Genomic DNA, 14,987 nt, shown 5'->3' with positions numbered 1-14,987 from the left:
CAGTTACCGCTAAAATATTGCCTACAACCGCTCTGAAAATCCTGTCGCGAAACTTTTGATTTCTTGCTCGGCAATCGGGCCAATCAACATGTAATCAAAGTTTCCATTTGACCAATATGCCGACTGCATTTCTTCCACTTCTCGCGTGCTTATATTTTCGCGTTTTTGCGTCAGTGAACGCATTATACAAAGTGCAATTGGCGCACCTTCTTTTGACAAAAACGCAAATTGCAATAATGGCCGGCCTTGATATTCCAATACCTGGCCGCGCTTATATGTAAGGCCTTCATGGATTTGCAAATCCGCTATTGAGATGTCTTTCTCAAGCTTGGATGCCACACGCTGAAGTTCTTCTTCCGCGGCTTCTTGGCTATTGTTGACGTGAACAAGTGTGTCTGTGGCATAGAGCGCCTGATAAGCGGCCACATATTCTTGCCAACTATCCAATTTATCTTGTTTGATAATTGAGGATGCAAAGAAGCTCGCGCCAAATGCAATAATGGCAACGGCTGCAATTTTTAAAAAGCCAACATTGTCATTTGATGCTTTTGTGTTGTCAGCACCCATTATGTCTTCATAGCTTGGCGCCGTTTGGTTCAGTGCACCAAATGCATCTAACATTGCAGACTTATTGAGCGTTAGCTGTTTCAAACGCGCCTGCAGCTCCTCGCTGTGAGCTAATGCAGCTTTTATCTCTTCTGCTGGCGTGTGGTCAAACTCGCCATCTAAAAAAGCGACCAATTGCTCATCTGTGAAATTGTGTTGATCGGTCATGCAATCTGACTTTCATCATTTAGTTTGTTCGCCAATTTTGTTCGGGCAGCTGACAATCTGCTCATAACGGTTCCAATGGGTATGTCCAGTGTATCAGCAGCCTCTTGATAGCTGTAACCTTCAATATAGACTAAAATTACGGCAACACGTTGCGCTTCGGGGAGTGCCATTACTTCCTTTAACACTTCAGAGGCCAAAATATTCGATTCCGGATCAGGTTTTGTGTCGGGAATTTCAATTTCATCTATATTAGCCAGACCACCTGCGGTGCGAACCTTGTTTTTTCGTAATTCGTTGATCCAGCTGTTATGCGCAATGGTGAAAAGCCAGCGATCAAGTTTGGTGCCAGGCTTATATTGATCTGCCTTTTCGAGCGCTTTTAGGCATACGGCTTGAGCGAGATCATCAGCCCAATCCTTGTTGCCAGTCAGAACCAGGCAATATCTCCAAAGTCTTGGAAATATTGGTTTAATCCCATTCTCAACCTCTTTTCGTGCGTTTTTCTTAAAGAACATCCAGCACCATCTCAAAAATCTGATGCAACATAACGACACTCAAGACGTAATACAAGCAAATGAGTTTTTACGATTATGTGATCCGATCCAACACGGGATTTTTACATCTTGTACAAAACGTGATAAGCTTAACTTATGTCAAAGATAAACAAACATCTTATGGGTTTGTTTCTTGGGGCAGTCATCATGGCCCCGACAGCTAGTTTTGCCGAAAGAAAATGCGAGTGCCGATATTTCGGGAACTATGTTCCAGTTGGATCAAAGATTTGCATGAACACACCCAATGGTGCGCGCATGGCAAAATGCGAAATGATGCTCAACAATCCAACATGGCAATTTGAAGACGGCGAGTGCCCGCTGGCTTATAATATGAGCCCAGCACCGACTTCACTCACCAAATTGGCTTTATTATTGAAATAATCGCTTAAGCCTTATTTCGCGGTTGGGTTTTCCAAGATGTCCAGCTCTTTTGCCTTCAGGCGCTTAATCTCATCGCGTAGACGCGCGGCTTTTTCAAAGTCGAGATCAGCTGCTGCATCACGCATTTGTTTTTCAAGCGCTTCCAGGTGGGCCTGCAGATTTGCGCCCACCATGTGGCCTTCTTCAGCAAAGCCTTTGCCGTCCTTACCTGAAACATCTGCTCTGACGTGATCTTGTTCGTATACACTGTCGAGAATATCGGAAATCTTGGCCTTCACGCTTTCTGGTGTGATGCCATGCTCAGCGTTATATGCAACTTGTTTTTCGCGACGTCTGGTGGTTTCAGCCATCGCGCGCTCCATCGAGCCTGTCACTTTGTCAGCATAGAGCACAACTTTACCATCGACATTACGCGCAGCACGGCCAATGGTTTGCACCAGAGATGTTTCTGATCGTAGAAAGCCTTCTTTATCCGCATCCAAGATAGCAACAAACCCACATTCAGGTATGTCCAAACCTTCACGCAGCAGGTTAATGCCAACCAAAACATCAAATGCGCCAAGGCGTAAATCACGAATGATTTCAATGCGTTCGAGTGTATCGATATCTGAGTGCATGTAGCGCACGCGCACACCTTGCTCATGAAGATATTCGGTTAAGTCTTCGGCCATGCGTTTGGTGAGAACCGTCACCAATGTGCGATAACCTTCAGCCGCGGTGAGGCGAATTTCACCCAAGACATCATCAACCTGACTTGTGGCTGGGCGCACTTGTACTGGTGGATCAATCAAACCTGTGGGGCGAATAACCTGTTCGGCAAATACGCCACCAGATTGTTCCATTTCCCAATTGCCGGGTGTGGCCGAAACCCCGATTGTTTGCGGGCGCATGGCATCCCATTCTTCAAAGCGCAAGGGGCGGTTGTCCATGCAGCTTGGCAAGCGGAAGCCATATTCAGCGAGAGTTGCTTTGCGGCGGAAGTCGCCACGATACATCGCGCCAATTTGCGGGATGGTCACATGGCTTTCATCAATAAAGATGAGCGCGTTATCTGGGATATATTCAAACAATGTGGGTGGCGGTTCACCCGGCGCGCGACCAGTGAGGTAGCGTGAATAATTCTCAATCCCCTGACAAGCACCTGTTGCTTCCATCATCTCAAGATCAAAGCGCGTGCGCTGCTCGAGGCGTTGAGCTTCTAACAAGCGACCGGCTTTTTCCAACTCTTCCAAGCGGTGGGCGAGCTCCGTCTTGATGGATTTGATCGCTTGGTTGAGAGTTGGGCGCGGGGTCACATAGTGCGAATTGGCATACATTTTGACCGATTTCAAATCGCCAAATTTCTTGCCGGTGAGGGGATCGAACTCAGTGATTGTTTCAATCTCGTCACCAAACATGGAGATCCGCCAAGCTGCATCCTCTAAGTGAGCAGGGAAGATTTCAATCGTATCGCCACGCACACGGAACGAGCCGCGTTGGAAATCCATATCGCGGCGCTTATATTGCTGTGCGACCAGGTCAGCTAACAATTGGCGTTGGTCGATTTGTTCACCAACGGATATTTCAAAACTCATGGCGGAATAAGTTTCCACCGAGCCGATACCATAAATACAGGAGACAGAAGCAACGATCACCACATCATCGCGTTCCAATAGTGCTCGCGTTGCCGAGTGGCGCATCCGGTCAATCTGTTCGTTAACTGTCGATTCTTTTTCGATGAACGTATCAGTGCGCGGCACATAGGCTTCTGGCTGGTAATAATCGTAGTATGAAACGAAATATTCGACCGCATTATTGGGAAAGAAGTTTTTAAATTCAGAATAAAGCTGGGCTGCCAAAGTTTTGTTGGGTGCCAAGATAATTGCAGGTCTTTGCGTCTCTTCAATCACCTTTGCCATGGTAAACGTCTTACCAGAACCGGTTACACCCAAAAGTACCTGCGTTTGTTCATTTTCATTGGCGCCTTCCACCAGATCTTTAATCGCTGTTGGCTGATCTCCAGCGGGCTTGTATTCTGTTTCCATCTTTAAGTGCAAACCACCTTCAGACTTTGCTGGGCGCTCAGGGCGATGGGGTGTCCAAAGCTTGCCGTTTTTAAATAATGGATTGCCCGATGTTATGAGATCGGTGAGTGCTTGAACGGTGGCTGTGTTTCCAGGCTGGGCGAGTTCGGCGGCCTCTTCAACACTTGCATCCATGCCTGCAACGGGATTAAGGCCTGCAGCCGCACGTTTTTTCGGATCGTTTGTGCCACCAATTGATGTGCCTCGTGCTGAACGCGCCTCCGTTGGTTTCGCTGCAGCTCTTTTACGATGCTTACCCGCTTCCGACGCAACTTTTCTGCGGTCTGGAACAGATTCCGCTTCTGCCATACGCTGCATTTCATCAGCCCAATCGCTGATGTTCTCAGATAATGGAGCGCCTTCAAAATCAGCTTGAGGTGCTTCTTCAAATCCAGTTGGGTTTTGGGATGGTTTTTTCGGTGTTTTAGCCATTCACGCAATATAGGGCGACTCGCATGGATTGTGAAGGTGTATAGGAAAATATTCCATAACTTTTATAAGATAATTTTTTGATGAGATCATATAAAGTTTATTTGCACTGATTTTGGTTTTACGCGTAAATTTGCCTCACAGATTTTAATGAGGATTTTGATGATGCGTGGTATGATTTTATTGTTTTTGTTGGTGCTTCCACACGGCGTTTTTGCAGATGAGTGGAAGGTAAAATCGGTGTCAGGCAGTCTCTATCCTGCTGATATTGTTGAGGAAGATCGAGAGCTAGTTGAAGATGGGTTGCCCGACGGATTGATTGCGAAAACAATTGGTCGTGGCGATATTTTAAGTGCATGGTATGAAGCTCCGACTTCGCGATACGGGCATGGTATTTTGGGCGATGCGATTGAAGCTGGTCGCCTTGCTGTTGAGAAATCAGATGGCGAAATCGTGCGATATGACCTTGATCAACAAACTGTTTTTGAAGATCGCTATCCGCGCCTAAAGGATCTTGATGGCGATGGTAAAATTGAAATTGTCACGATCAAAGCTTCGCTCACAGATGGCGCAGGAGTGACGATTTATGGGCTTGAAAATGGTGCCATAGTTGAGCGTGCCACAACGGGTTATCACGGACGCGCAAACCGCTGGCTGAATATTGCTGGGATCGCCAATTTTACCGGTGGTGACGGACAGCAGGTTGCTTTTGTGCGCACGCCTCATATCGGTGGGCATCTTTATTTTTATAGCTATGACAATGGCAAATTTGAAGAGATTGACAAGATTTCTGGGTTTTCAAATCACGTGATTGGTTCACGCGAAATGCGTCTATCTGCCGTTGCAGACATGGACGGCAATGGTTTTGTCGATGTCGCAGTACCATCCAATGATCGATCCATCTTGCGGATGATCGGATTTCAGGATGGCAAATTGGTAGAAATTGATCGCGTTGAATTGCCTTCCGGAATTAATAAAGCAATTGCCTCCCGTGGAGGTGGTGAAGATCTGATGTTTACTGTCGGTACAAGCGATGGCAAGGTTTTTGAAATCACGCGCGACTACTAAGACACTCATATGAGTTTAGAAGACGATATTAAGCAGTGGGATGGAAAATCAAAGCAAGATATCTCAGATATCTATGAGAGATATTTAGCTGCTGATGAATTTCTAAATGAGCTGCTTAAGATCGCAATTGATGTGGATTGTTCTCAAGGTGCAACGTGGTTGATCAAACACGCTTTAGAGCAAAAAGCTGAAATGAATAATGATCAAATCCATTTGTTTTGTGAGCTGATCGGGCGCGCAATGCCTTGGCAAAGTATATTACATATTTTGCAAATATTGCCGCTAATCACCGTGCCTGTGCAGCAAAAGCATAAGATGATGTCATTTATTCGCCAAAACACTGAGCATGAGAATAAGTTTGTGCGCGCATGGTCCTATAATGGCCTTTATGAATTTGCAAATACCTATCCCGAATATCGTGAAGGACTGTCAGTGGTTTTTGATGTGGCAGAGGAAACGGAGCCGCCAGCGATTAAAGCACGCATTCGAAATGTGAAAAAAGCAATCGCGAAGAATTGGACGTAACGAATTACATTTTTGCTTCTGCGTTTTTGAAAATAGCAGTTGAACGTGCACCTGAACGGCAATAGCCAAGCATTGGTTGATCCATCTCTTCAACCGCATCAACCATTTCATTCACAGCATCCATCGTTAAACCAGCGCTGGTCACCGGAATATGACGAATTGTCAGACCAGCTGCTTGCGCTGCTGCTGCAATATCAGCAAATGCGGGTTGTCCAGGTTGCTCATCATCGGGGCGATGGCACACAATGGATTTAAAACCTTGATTTTTAATCTCTGCAATGTCTTCGACAGTGATTTGTTCAGACACTGCATAAGTTTCGGTAACGGCGCGAATATCCATGGTAAATTCCTTCAAGATTTTGCTTTCTTTTAGGTCTTAAGCGATGTTTCGTCAATAAGATCATGGCTAAGCAAAGCTGACTGTTGACCGATATACCTTCTTAGAATAGTCAAGAATTATAAAATCACCTATTTTATTGTGTTTTGGGGCAATTGTTGAAGTATCGTCGTTTAAAATTTGCAGCATGGGTCGTTTCAGCGGTTTGCCTATTGCCTATGGTTGCTGCGGTGATTGCTGCGTTTAGTGGAACCTTGGATACTTGGCGCAGTTTGTTTTCAACAGTCTTACCCGGTTACATTTGGAATACTGTGCAATTGGTTGTCTATGTTGGTTTAGGGACGGCTATAATCGGCACATCAACCGCATGGCTCACTGTTGCTTATAAATTCCCCGGGCGCCGTATTTTAGAAATTGCGCTTGCGCTTCCATTGGCGTTTCCAGCTTTTGTACTTGCATATGCATATACAGATTTGCTCGATCATCCAGGCGCCGTTCAAACTGCGTTGCGCAATGTAACTGGATGGGGGCCTCGCGATTACTGGTTTCCAGAAATTCGTTCGCTTGGCGGCGCAGCAGCGATGCTGATATTTGTGCTGTATCCTTATGTGTATCTGTTGGCACGCGCATCATTTTTGCGTCAATCTTCAACAGCATATAATGCTGCGCGCACGCTAGGTTCAACGCCATTCCGCGCGTTTTTAAGTGTGTCCATGCCGATGGCAAGACCCGCAATTGCCGGTGGAGTGATCCTTGCTTTGATGGAAACTATTGCTGACTTTGGAACCGTTGCCCATTTCAGCGTACCGACCTTTGCAACTGGTATTTATCGGTCCTGGTTTGCCATGGGGGATCGGGCTGCTGCTGCGCAATTGGCATTATGCTTGTTGATGGTTGCGCTATTATTCGCCACTCTTGAGCGCATTCAGCGGGGCGCAGCAAAGCGTCATCCGGCTGGAAAAAAAGTCGAACTTGCCAAACGTGTTCAACTAAATGGATTGCCAGCGATCGGCGCCACATTAGTTTGTTTCCTTCCGGTTCTGATAGGGTTTGTTATTCCAATCATCGTTTTGTTCAACATGGCTTTGGATTCAGGACAATCGCCGTTAAGTTCACGCTATCTTGGCTTTATGGAAAATAGCATAATTCTTGCTTCCATTGCAGCTGTGGTCACTGTCATTGGCGCAACCATTATCGGGTTTTGTGCACGTATTGCGCCAAGCAGGGCTTCCAAATTTGCAACGATTATTGCAGGGATTGGTTACGCAGTGCCAGGTGGTGTCATTGCAATCGGATTGCTTGTGCCCTTTGCAAATTTAGACAATGTTATTGATGCATGGGCACGTGAATATTTGGGCTTTTCGACCGGTTTATTATTCACAGGATCCATCACACTTTTGATTGTTGCTTACATGGTGAGATACATGGCCGCTGCGCTTAATGCATTTGACACAGGTATTTCTTCTATCAAGATCAATATCGATAATGTCGCGCGTACGTTGGGTAAAACAACCAGCAGCATCTTTTTTCAAATTCATTTGCCGTTATTGCGTCCAAGTTTGTTGACTGCGCTGCTGATTGTATTTGTGGATGTGATGAAGGAGCTTCCAGCCACTTTAATCATGCGACCATTTAATTTTGATACGCTGGCTATTCAGGCTTATCGCTTGGCATCTGACGAGCGACTTGTGCAATCTGCTGTACCGTCTTTGCTGATCGTTTTATTTGGATTATTGCCCGTGATCTTGCTGTGCGTTACGCTTAATCGCGGACATAGATAAGCTATTATGATAATGATGATACTTTGCTGAGTTTATGCTGCTTGTCTGCTTTTTGCGTAAGTTGACAGATAAACTTGACCAAGATGCTTCTATTCGTCATTTTGCCGATCATGTCACAGCTCATTATCATACGCGGTAATTCGGGGTCAGGGAAAAGTACCGTTGCAAAAGAGGTGCGTAAACTTTTGGACGGCAAGGTCGCACTGATAGAGCAGGATTATTTTCGAAGAATAGTATTGAAAGAGAAAGATTGTGCAGAAAATACAGCTATTGTTAATTTGCTTGATCAAACTGTCCGGTTGACTTCTCAATTGGGTTTTAAAGTCATTCTCGAGGGCATTCTAGCTTTTGAGAAATACGGTCAGATGTTGAATAGCTTGGTAAATGATTTCGATACTGCGGTATTCTATATGGATGTGTCCTTTGAAGAGACCCTGCGGCGCCACGAAACTAAACCTAACAGGCATGAATTTGGTGTTGAAGAAATGAAGAGTTGGTTTCTGCAAAAAGACTATCTGCATACGCAAGGCGAGGTCATTCTTCCTGAAGCATTTAGTATGGAAGATAGTGTGAATACTATTATCGCCTCAGTTAAGTAACTGGATAAGCTTACTGCTAGCGAGCTTAGTTTCATGCAAAATACTGCATATTTCGACAAAGTACTTTCATCGTCCGCCACAAGGGCAAAAGCAGACATGCGTTTGAAATAAGTAATTTTCTATTTTTGGCCTGTTGCGGGCATCACTAACAAACCTGTTTCTCTTTTCTTGAGACCAGGGGCAAACGAATATCAGTTCGTAGTTCGGTTGAAGGAGTTTGTCTCGGATCGTTTATGTAAACTTCCAATGGTGGTAGATCCCTTGGCTCCTCACCAGAACTTGGAAGCCAAGAACCATATAGCCAACTATATGCAGTCTTTAATGTAGCATACGGCCCCTTATGTTCAAGGATTGCAAATCTACCACCCTCCACATCGAAATAGTCAAGTTCGCCAAGATTTTTCGGAAAATCTTTCTGAATAGAAACTGCCACATGCGAGCGGAGTTTCTCCGCAGGCCTGCAATCTGGTGTGTCATGGTAGATGACAAAGAGGGAGTCAACTTTTTCGAATAAAGAATTTGCGGCCAGGACCCCACCCAAATCCTTGAATGCTTTTCCGACCCTATTATATGGGCCTAAATGCATTGCGCCAGCCGCACTAAAACCTTCAAGATTTTGAATTTTGACGGGGTAAGTATCATGCTGCTCAATTGCAAATTTTACGGTATCTTCGACATTCGAGCCCAACGCGCGGAACTCATTGGGAGATAATCCATGCTCAGTTTTAAATGCCCTAGAGAAACTTGCCAAATTTTTATAACCATGTTGCTTGGCGATTTCATGCACAGTTAATTGGCTATCGATTAGTGCATTAGCCGCTTTATTTAAACGCAATCGACGAATAACTCTCAAAAGTGTTTCACCAGTCATCGCGCGAAAAACCCGATGCCAATGATACCGCGACATGCAAGCGACATCTGCTAATAAATCTAGATTCAAATCTTCATCCAGATGATCATAAATATATGAAATGACGCGATCTAGCCTTGCTTGATAATTCTCAAATGGTTTTTCTTTTGACATCGACCCGTTCCTAAAAAAATTTAAAGAAACATAACACGTCGGTCTTTGCAGGTATTGCTATACTTCGGTTTGATATTCTTCAAATTTATTGAATGGCAAATTGGATGCGTCAAACCAATCTCAGCGAAGTTCATAACCGCGCGTAATGTTCTTTGACTACCCTAAAAAGAGCTTGGCATCATTTTTCGCAGCCGCAATTAACTTAGAGAGCATGTACTTAATTCGCTTGGTGTGCCGGAGTTCTTTTCGATAAACCACCCATAATTCTCCGATTTCGTGATCTGTTGGGTCAGATTTTCGTTCCAAGTTTGGCCAACTTTCTCCGAGTAAACAGGGCAGAAAAGCGAGGGGGCCGTTTGATGCTGCAAGCGCAGCCGCTGTAATGAGCTTATTTGCAGACGTTTTAGTTTCTGACTTCCCATGGTTGGCTTCTTGCAAACTCATGGCAAGTTTAGCACCATCCCCGCCCGTAAAACCTATCAACTTCGATTCCGGTCTGGAAGATTTGCTGCCGTAAACAGCCCATTTAAGATCGGTAAGTTTGCGTCCAAACAATTCTGGATTTGAAGGGCACTTTGGCCAAAATGACAAATCAAACTCTTGAGCCACATGGCTTGGGCTTTTATCCTGTACAACGAGTTCTATCTCAATCTCAGGATTTTCGTTTTGAATTTCAGGAATGTGACGAGAGAGAAAGAAAGGAACAATGACCTCACTTCCACTAATTCTAAACCGACCTTGAAGCGATTCATGCGAATTTCTGAGGTAGCTTTCTGCTAGTAATGCCTGATCTGACATGGATTGAGCAATTAGCTTTAGTTTGCTTCCCATTTCAGTTAATTGATAGCCGTTTTCAGTCTTTATAAAAATAGGCAAATCCGATTTGGCTTGGATTTTTTCATGTCGCCGCATGACTGTGGACACGGCTACTCCAAGATCCTTCGCCGCAGCGGGTAAACTCTTAGCTTCAGAAATAGCCAGAATATATCTGTAATCATCCCAATCATACATATTTGCACTTATGCAACATAAACTTCCTCTTTCGCAAGTATCGTGGCTGTTTTTTGTTTTGTATGACTGATTTCGATATCAATTAAAGGATGTTTAGATGATACAAATTATTTCTTTCTACGCAGCTGGAGCAGTCTCACTTCTTGCCTGCCTAGCTCATATTTTTATCGGTACGGCTGCAAATGCTAAACCTTTTTTATCCAATCTTTCTATTGCCGATGGGCCACGCACTACAATGACGTTTTCTTGGGAATCTAACAGCATCTTAATGTTGTTTATGGCCGCAGGATTTGTCTATGGAGCATTGAAACAAGAAATGTCTTTGATTTACTTCGTGACTGGTATGGCTTTAGCTTTGACGGTTTGGGGAGCTGTCGTTGCGGTTCGTTTATCACATAATCCATTTTCATTCCCACCGGCGATATTGTTCTTAATCATAGCACTTTTTGGAATGGTAGGTTTGATAACAAATCAGTAGTTTTTATCAATTTTGCCCCGACGCATGGGATTTGGAAACAAGTCAATGAAAAGCACACTCAGAATGCACCAGCAGAGCTGAGTGTGTTTGAATATCGCGACCAAGTGCGGTTTGTTTTCTATGTTGTATCGATTAGTGCTAGCTAATGCTGGCAGATGGTGAAGTAATTTTTAAATTCTGTACCGATAAAATATATTACGAAACGAATGATGTCCGTTATTTTACGTTCCGCAATTGGCACCATCCGGAGCAATGTGCATGTCTATTGAGTGTCTGAGATCTTAACATAAGCCACAAAAAAACCAGCCTTGGCAATTAAGCAAAGGCTGGTTGAGTTTTCTGGATCGGTGACCAGAAACGTCGATTATTTATAACCGATCTCGTTGTAGATTTTCTGAGCTGCAGCTTGGTTCTTGCCAAGCTCTTCAAGGCCAAGATCATCAGCTTTAAATGTGCCAAGTTGCTGAACAGAAGACGATAACGCAACACCTTCGATAACTGGATATTCATCGTTACCTGCAGCGAAATAATTTTGAGCTTGCTCGCCTGTTAGATATTCGATGAACTTGATTGCGTTTTCTTTGTTTTTAGAATTTTTAGCAACCGCAGCGCCTGAGATATTTACATGTGTTCCGTTGCCATCTTGATCAGGGAATACCCAACCGATTTTGTCAGTGCTACCTGACAGACCTTTGACTTCCTTACGGATTGAGCGCGCAAAGTAATATGTATTGCTGACAGCAATTTTACATTCGCCAGATACAATTCCGCGAAGCTGATCAGTATCACCACCTTGTGGGTCACGCGCTAGATTGTCCAAAAGACCTTGAGCCCAAGCTTTTGCTGCATCTTCGCCATTGTGCGAAATTTGTGAAGCTAGCAAAGACAGCATGTAAATGTTTGTGCTCGAACGTGCACAAATCATGCCTTTATATTGTGGGTCAGCCAAATCTGCATAAGTTTGTGGTGGATTTGCAACTTCAGCCTTATCGTAGAAGATCACACGTGCGCGCTGCGAAATACCATACCAATTGCCATCTTCATCACGAAGGTTTGCTGGAATTACGTCGTTCAGTTTTGCTGAATTGATAGATTGGAACAAGTCTTCTTGCTGGAATGCCCATAATCTACCTGCATCAACCGTTAACACAACATCAGCTGGGCTGTTTGCGCCTTCGGCTTTCAAACGCTCAAGCAATTCGCTTGCGCCAGCTTCAATGCGGTTAACTTTGATGCCAGTTGCTTCTGTGAAATCAGAATAAAGGCGCTCATCAGTGTCATAATGGCGTGATGAATAGATGTTGACTTCACCATCCGCTTGAGCTGCTGACGTTGTAATCGTAATCGCAGCAATACCTGCAAGCATAGCCAAAGATTTTTTCAAGTTTAAGGGCATCGTTTTTTCCTACATATTCAAAGATGACTTGTTTTGTCATGTTTATGAGCAGGGCGCGTTAAAGTCAATTGAAAAACCAAATAAACTTGATAAAAAAAGTCATGTATATATTAAGTTGGTTCAACAAAGCTGTCTAACACACGCTTTTGCCCAGCGCGGTCAAAGTCGATCGTTAGTTTATTGCCATCAATATTGACGATGTTCCCATTGCCAAATTTTAAATGAAAAACCCGGTCACCATTTGAGAACTTGGAGGGTGCGTCGGTCGTTGATTTGGCAACAAGTTCACCTTCAATTGTGCGCGAACGGGGGCCGCTTTCGCCATATGATACCCGTTCAACAGCATGACCTGATCTTGAACCCCAATTGTTGCGAAGGGCATCGGAATTGTTAGCCTGCGCGCGTTTCCAGCCAGGTGTTTGATAGGTATTGCCACCAAAGCCTTCCTGACTATCAAAGCGAGAAGCACCGTATGTGCCGCCTGAATGGCCACGATTGTAGCCACCATATGAATTATCCATTTCCGATACTTCCACATGGGCTTCTGGTAACTCGTCTAAGAAACGGGAAGGGATTGTGGATTGCCACAGGCCATGGATGCGTCGGTTCGACACAAACCAAATATGGCATCGTTGTTTAGCGCGAGTAATGCCGACATAAGCGAGCCGGCGCTCCTCTTCCAGACCAGAACGACCACCTTCATCGAGTGAACGTTGGTGCGGGAATAATCCTTCTTCCCAACCGGGGAGAAAGACCGTTTCAAACTCAAGACCTTTGGCGGAATGAAGCGTCATAATATTTACGGCATCAAGGTTTTCGTTTTGCTCAGCATCCATCACAAGGGACACATGCTCTAAAAATCCGCGCATGGATTCAAACTCTTCCATAGAGCGGATAAGTTCTTTCAAGTTGTCGAGGCGCCCAGGGGCTTCAGCGGAGCGATCTTTTTGCCACATTTCTGTATAGCCAGATTCTTCCAAAATCTGTTCGGCCAACTGGGTATGCGGTATCTTCTCGAGTAGCGATTGCCAGAGTTGGAAATTGTTGACGACTTCGGTGAGCGATTTTCGCGGGCGCGGTTTCAGCTCATCCGTTTGCACCATTTCACACGCTGCAGCGAACATAGGTATTCCGCGTGAACGGGCATAATCATGAATGAGGCGAATGGTTGCATCACCCAATCCACGTTTTGGTGTGTTCACAATGCGTTCAAAGGCAAGATCATCTGCAGGTTGGCTGACAATGCGGAAATACGCCATTGCGTCTCTGATTTCCAAGCGCTCATAAAAACGCGGGCCACCAATGACCCGGTAATTTAAGCCAAGGGTAACGAAGCGATCTTCAAATTCCCGCATTTGAAAAGATGCGCGAACCAAAATGGCCATGTCGTTTAGATTGTGATTGTTACGTTGAAGCTGTTCAATTTCGTCGCCAATGTCACGTGCTTCTTCCTCAGAATCCCATGCGGCGTGGACCATAACCTTATCATCATCAGGGTCCTTTTGATCAGTGAAAAGGGTTTTGCCCAATCGGCCTTCATTATGGCTAATCAAATGCCCGGCTGCACCTAAAATATGTTCGGTTGAGCGATAGTTTTGTTCCAAGCGAACAACTTTTGAACCAGGAAAATCTTTCTCAAAACGCAAGATATTTTCAACTTCGGCGCCGCGCCAGCCGTAAATAGACTGATCATCATCACCAACGCAGCAAATGTTTGGTCTTTCACCCTGTTTGTTCGGACGTTGGGCCAGCAAACGCAGCCACATATATTGTGAGGTGTTGGTATCTTGATACTCGTCTACCAAAATATAGCGGAACTTTTGTTGGTATTCAGCTAAGACATCCGGGTTTGAGCGCAATATGCGGATCGGATGGCAAAGTAGATCACCAAAATCACAGGCGTTTAATGTTTTTAAGCGGTCTTGATAAGCGGCATATAGTTCTCGCGCTTTGCCATTTGCAAATGCGCGCGCATCGCCTTCAGGAATTTCATGCGGTGCAAGGCCTTTGTTTTTCCAACCATCAATGAGCATTGCAAACTGGCGCGCTGGCCATCTTTTGTCATCAATGCCTTCCGCTTGAATAAGCTGTTTGATAAGCCGGATGACATCATCTGTATCGAGAATTGAAAAATCTGTTCTTAACCCAGCAAGCTCTGCATGTTTGCGCAGCATCTTAACACCGATGGAGTGGAATGTACCAAGCCAAGGCATGCCTTCAACAGCGCCTCCCACAAGAGCTGCAATCCGCTCTTTCATCTCGCGCGCTGCTTTATTGGTGAAAGTCACGGCAAGGATTTGTGACGGATAAGCCAATCCTAAATTTAAAATGTGTGCAATGCGAGTGGTTAATACGCGCGTTTTTCCTGTTCCTGCACCAGCAAGAACCAAGACGGGACCATCGATGCTTTCAACTGCATCGGATTGTTCTGCATTTAAATTATCAAGGTATTGAGGTTTTTGCCGTGCGGCCATTGCACGTGCAGCAATTCCTAGCCCAGATTTTTTCGGGGCAGGTTCGCTTGGTTCGTCTCCAAAAAATGGAATATCATCATCATATCCGCTCAT

At 44.8% G+C, this 14,987-nt stretch carries 13 protein-coding genes and 1 pseudogene; 6 read left to right on the top strand and 8 right to left on the bottom strand.

Features of this window, described 5'->3' with window-relative positions:
* Window positions 1-21: 21 nt before the first annotated feature.
* Complete coding sequence (locus ACZ1GZ_RS15335; protein WP_472665755.1) at window positions 22-774, bottom strand: anti-sigma factor family protein; 753 nt, start codon at window positions 772-774, stop codon at window positions 22-24.
* Entirely contained in the window at window positions 771-1,289 is a 519-nt protein-coding gene (locus ACZ1GZ_RS15330; protein WP_472665754.1) for an RNA polymerase sigma factor, read from the bottom strand. The genes ACZ1GZ_RS15335 and ACZ1GZ_RS15330 overlap by 4 nt, the downstream gene beginning before the upstream one ends.
* 270 nt (window positions 1,290-1,559) lie before the next feature.
* Here ACZ1GZ_RS15330 and ACZ1GZ_RS15325 point away from each other — a divergent pair, with 270 nt between their 5' ends.
* The gene (locus ACZ1GZ_RS15325) at window positions 1,560-1,709 is read left to right on the top strand and encodes a hypothetical protein (protein WP_472665753.1); all 150 of its coding nucleotides are present in this window, start codon (window positions 1,560-1,562) and stop codon (window positions 1,707-1,709) included.
* A gap of 14 nt (window positions 1,710-1,723) precedes the next feature.
* On the opposite strand, the pseudogene uvrB reads toward ACZ1GZ_RS15325, so the two are convergent.
* Window positions 1,724-4,204 (bottom strand): annotated as a pseudogene (uvrB, locus tag ACZ1GZ_RS15320) (excinuclease ABC subunit UvrB); the annotation flags it as partial.
* Window positions 4,205-4,366: 162 nt separating this feature from the next.
* Here uvrB and ACZ1GZ_RS15315 point away from each other — a divergent pair.
* Both ACZ1GZ_RS15315 and ACZ1GZ_RS15310 read left to right on the top strand, forming a co-directional pair.
* Window positions 4,367-5,269: a hypothetical protein gene (locus ACZ1GZ_RS15315; protein ID WP_472665752.1), complete on the top strand. Its 903-nt coding sequence runs from the start codon at window positions 4,367-4,369 to the stop codon at window positions 5,267-5,269.
* 9 nt (window positions 5,270-5,278) lie between these two features.
* Window positions 5,279-5,794, top strand: coding sequence for a hypothetical protein (locus tag ACZ1GZ_RS15310; RefSeq protein ID WP_472665751.1), 516 nt, complete (start codon window positions 5,279-5,281; stop codon window positions 5,792-5,794).
* Between the two features lie 4 nt (window positions 5,795-5,798).
* On the opposite strand, the gene ACZ1GZ_RS15305 is transcribed toward ACZ1GZ_RS15310, so the two are convergent.
* A complete protein-coding gene (locus ACZ1GZ_RS15305) occupies window positions 5,799-6,134 on the bottom strand; it encodes a protein tyrosine phosphatase family protein (RefSeq protein ID WP_472665750.1) in 336 nt (111 codons plus the stop codon).
* Window positions 6,135-6,289: 155 nt separating this feature from the next.
* Here ACZ1GZ_RS15305 and ACZ1GZ_RS15300 point away from each other — a divergent pair, with 155 nt between their 5' ends.
* Both ACZ1GZ_RS15300 and ACZ1GZ_RS15295 read left to right on the top strand, forming a co-directional pair.
* Window positions 6,290-7,912, top strand: coding sequence for an ABC transporter permease (locus tag ACZ1GZ_RS15300; protein ID WP_472665749.1), 1,623 nt, complete (start codon window positions 6,290-6,292; stop codon window positions 7,910-7,912).
* An 83-nt stretch (window positions 7,913-7,995) separates the two neighbouring features.
* Window positions 7,996-8,511 (top strand): AAA family ATPase, encoded by a 516-nt coding sequence (locus ACZ1GZ_RS15295; RefSeq protein ID WP_472668325.1) that lies wholly within the window; start codon window positions 7,996-7,998, stop codon window positions 8,509-8,511.
* Between the two features lie 145 nt (window positions 8,512-8,656).
* Here the strand turns inward: ACZ1GZ_RS15295 and ACZ1GZ_RS15290 are convergent, their stop codons facing one another.
* Together ACZ1GZ_RS15290 and ACZ1GZ_RS15285 are read right to left on the bottom strand one after the other, a co-directional pair.
* Window positions 8,657-9,535 (bottom strand): AraC family transcriptional regulator, encoded by an 879-nt coding sequence (locus tag ACZ1GZ_RS15290; RefSeq protein ID WP_472665748.1) that lies wholly within the window; start codon window positions 9,533-9,535, stop codon window positions 8,657-8,659.
* A 156-nt stretch (window positions 9,536-9,691) separates the two neighbouring features.
* Window positions 9,692-10,546, bottom strand: a complete 855-nt coding sequence (locus ACZ1GZ_RS15285) for a LysR family transcriptional regulator (protein ID WP_472665747.1) — start codon at window positions 10,544-10,546, stop codon at window positions 9,692-9,694.
* 97 nt (window positions 10,547-10,643) lie between these two features.
* On the opposite strand from ACZ1GZ_RS15285, the gene ACZ1GZ_RS15280 reads away from it, so the two are divergent.
* A complete protein-coding gene (locus ACZ1GZ_RS15280) occupies window positions 10,644-11,024 on the top strand; it encodes a hypothetical protein (protein ID WP_472665746.1) in 381 nt (126 codons plus the stop codon).
* Between the two features lie 364 nt (window positions 11,025-11,388).
* Here the strand turns inward: ACZ1GZ_RS15280 and ACZ1GZ_RS15275 are convergent, their stop codons facing one another.
* Both ACZ1GZ_RS15275 and ACZ1GZ_RS15270 read right to left on the bottom strand, forming a co-directional pair.
* On the bottom strand, window positions 11,389-12,420 hold the full coding sequence (locus tag ACZ1GZ_RS15275) for a Fe(3+) ABC transporter substrate-binding protein (RefSeq protein ID WP_472665745.1): 1,032 nt from the start codon (window positions 12,418-12,420) through the stop codon (window positions 11,389-11,391).
* 110 nt (window positions 12,421-12,530) lie between these two features.
* Window positions 12,531-14,987 (bottom strand): ATP-dependent helicase, encoded by a 2,457-nt coding sequence (locus ACZ1GZ_RS15270; protein ID WP_472665744.1) that lies wholly within the window; start codon window positions 14,985-14,987, stop codon window positions 12,531-12,533.

Source organism: Lentilitoribacter sp. JB5-8, assembly GCF_055693385.1.
The sequence above is the reverse complement of the archived record's forward strand: the minus strand, read 5'-3'. Positions and strand labels throughout refer to the sequence as shown.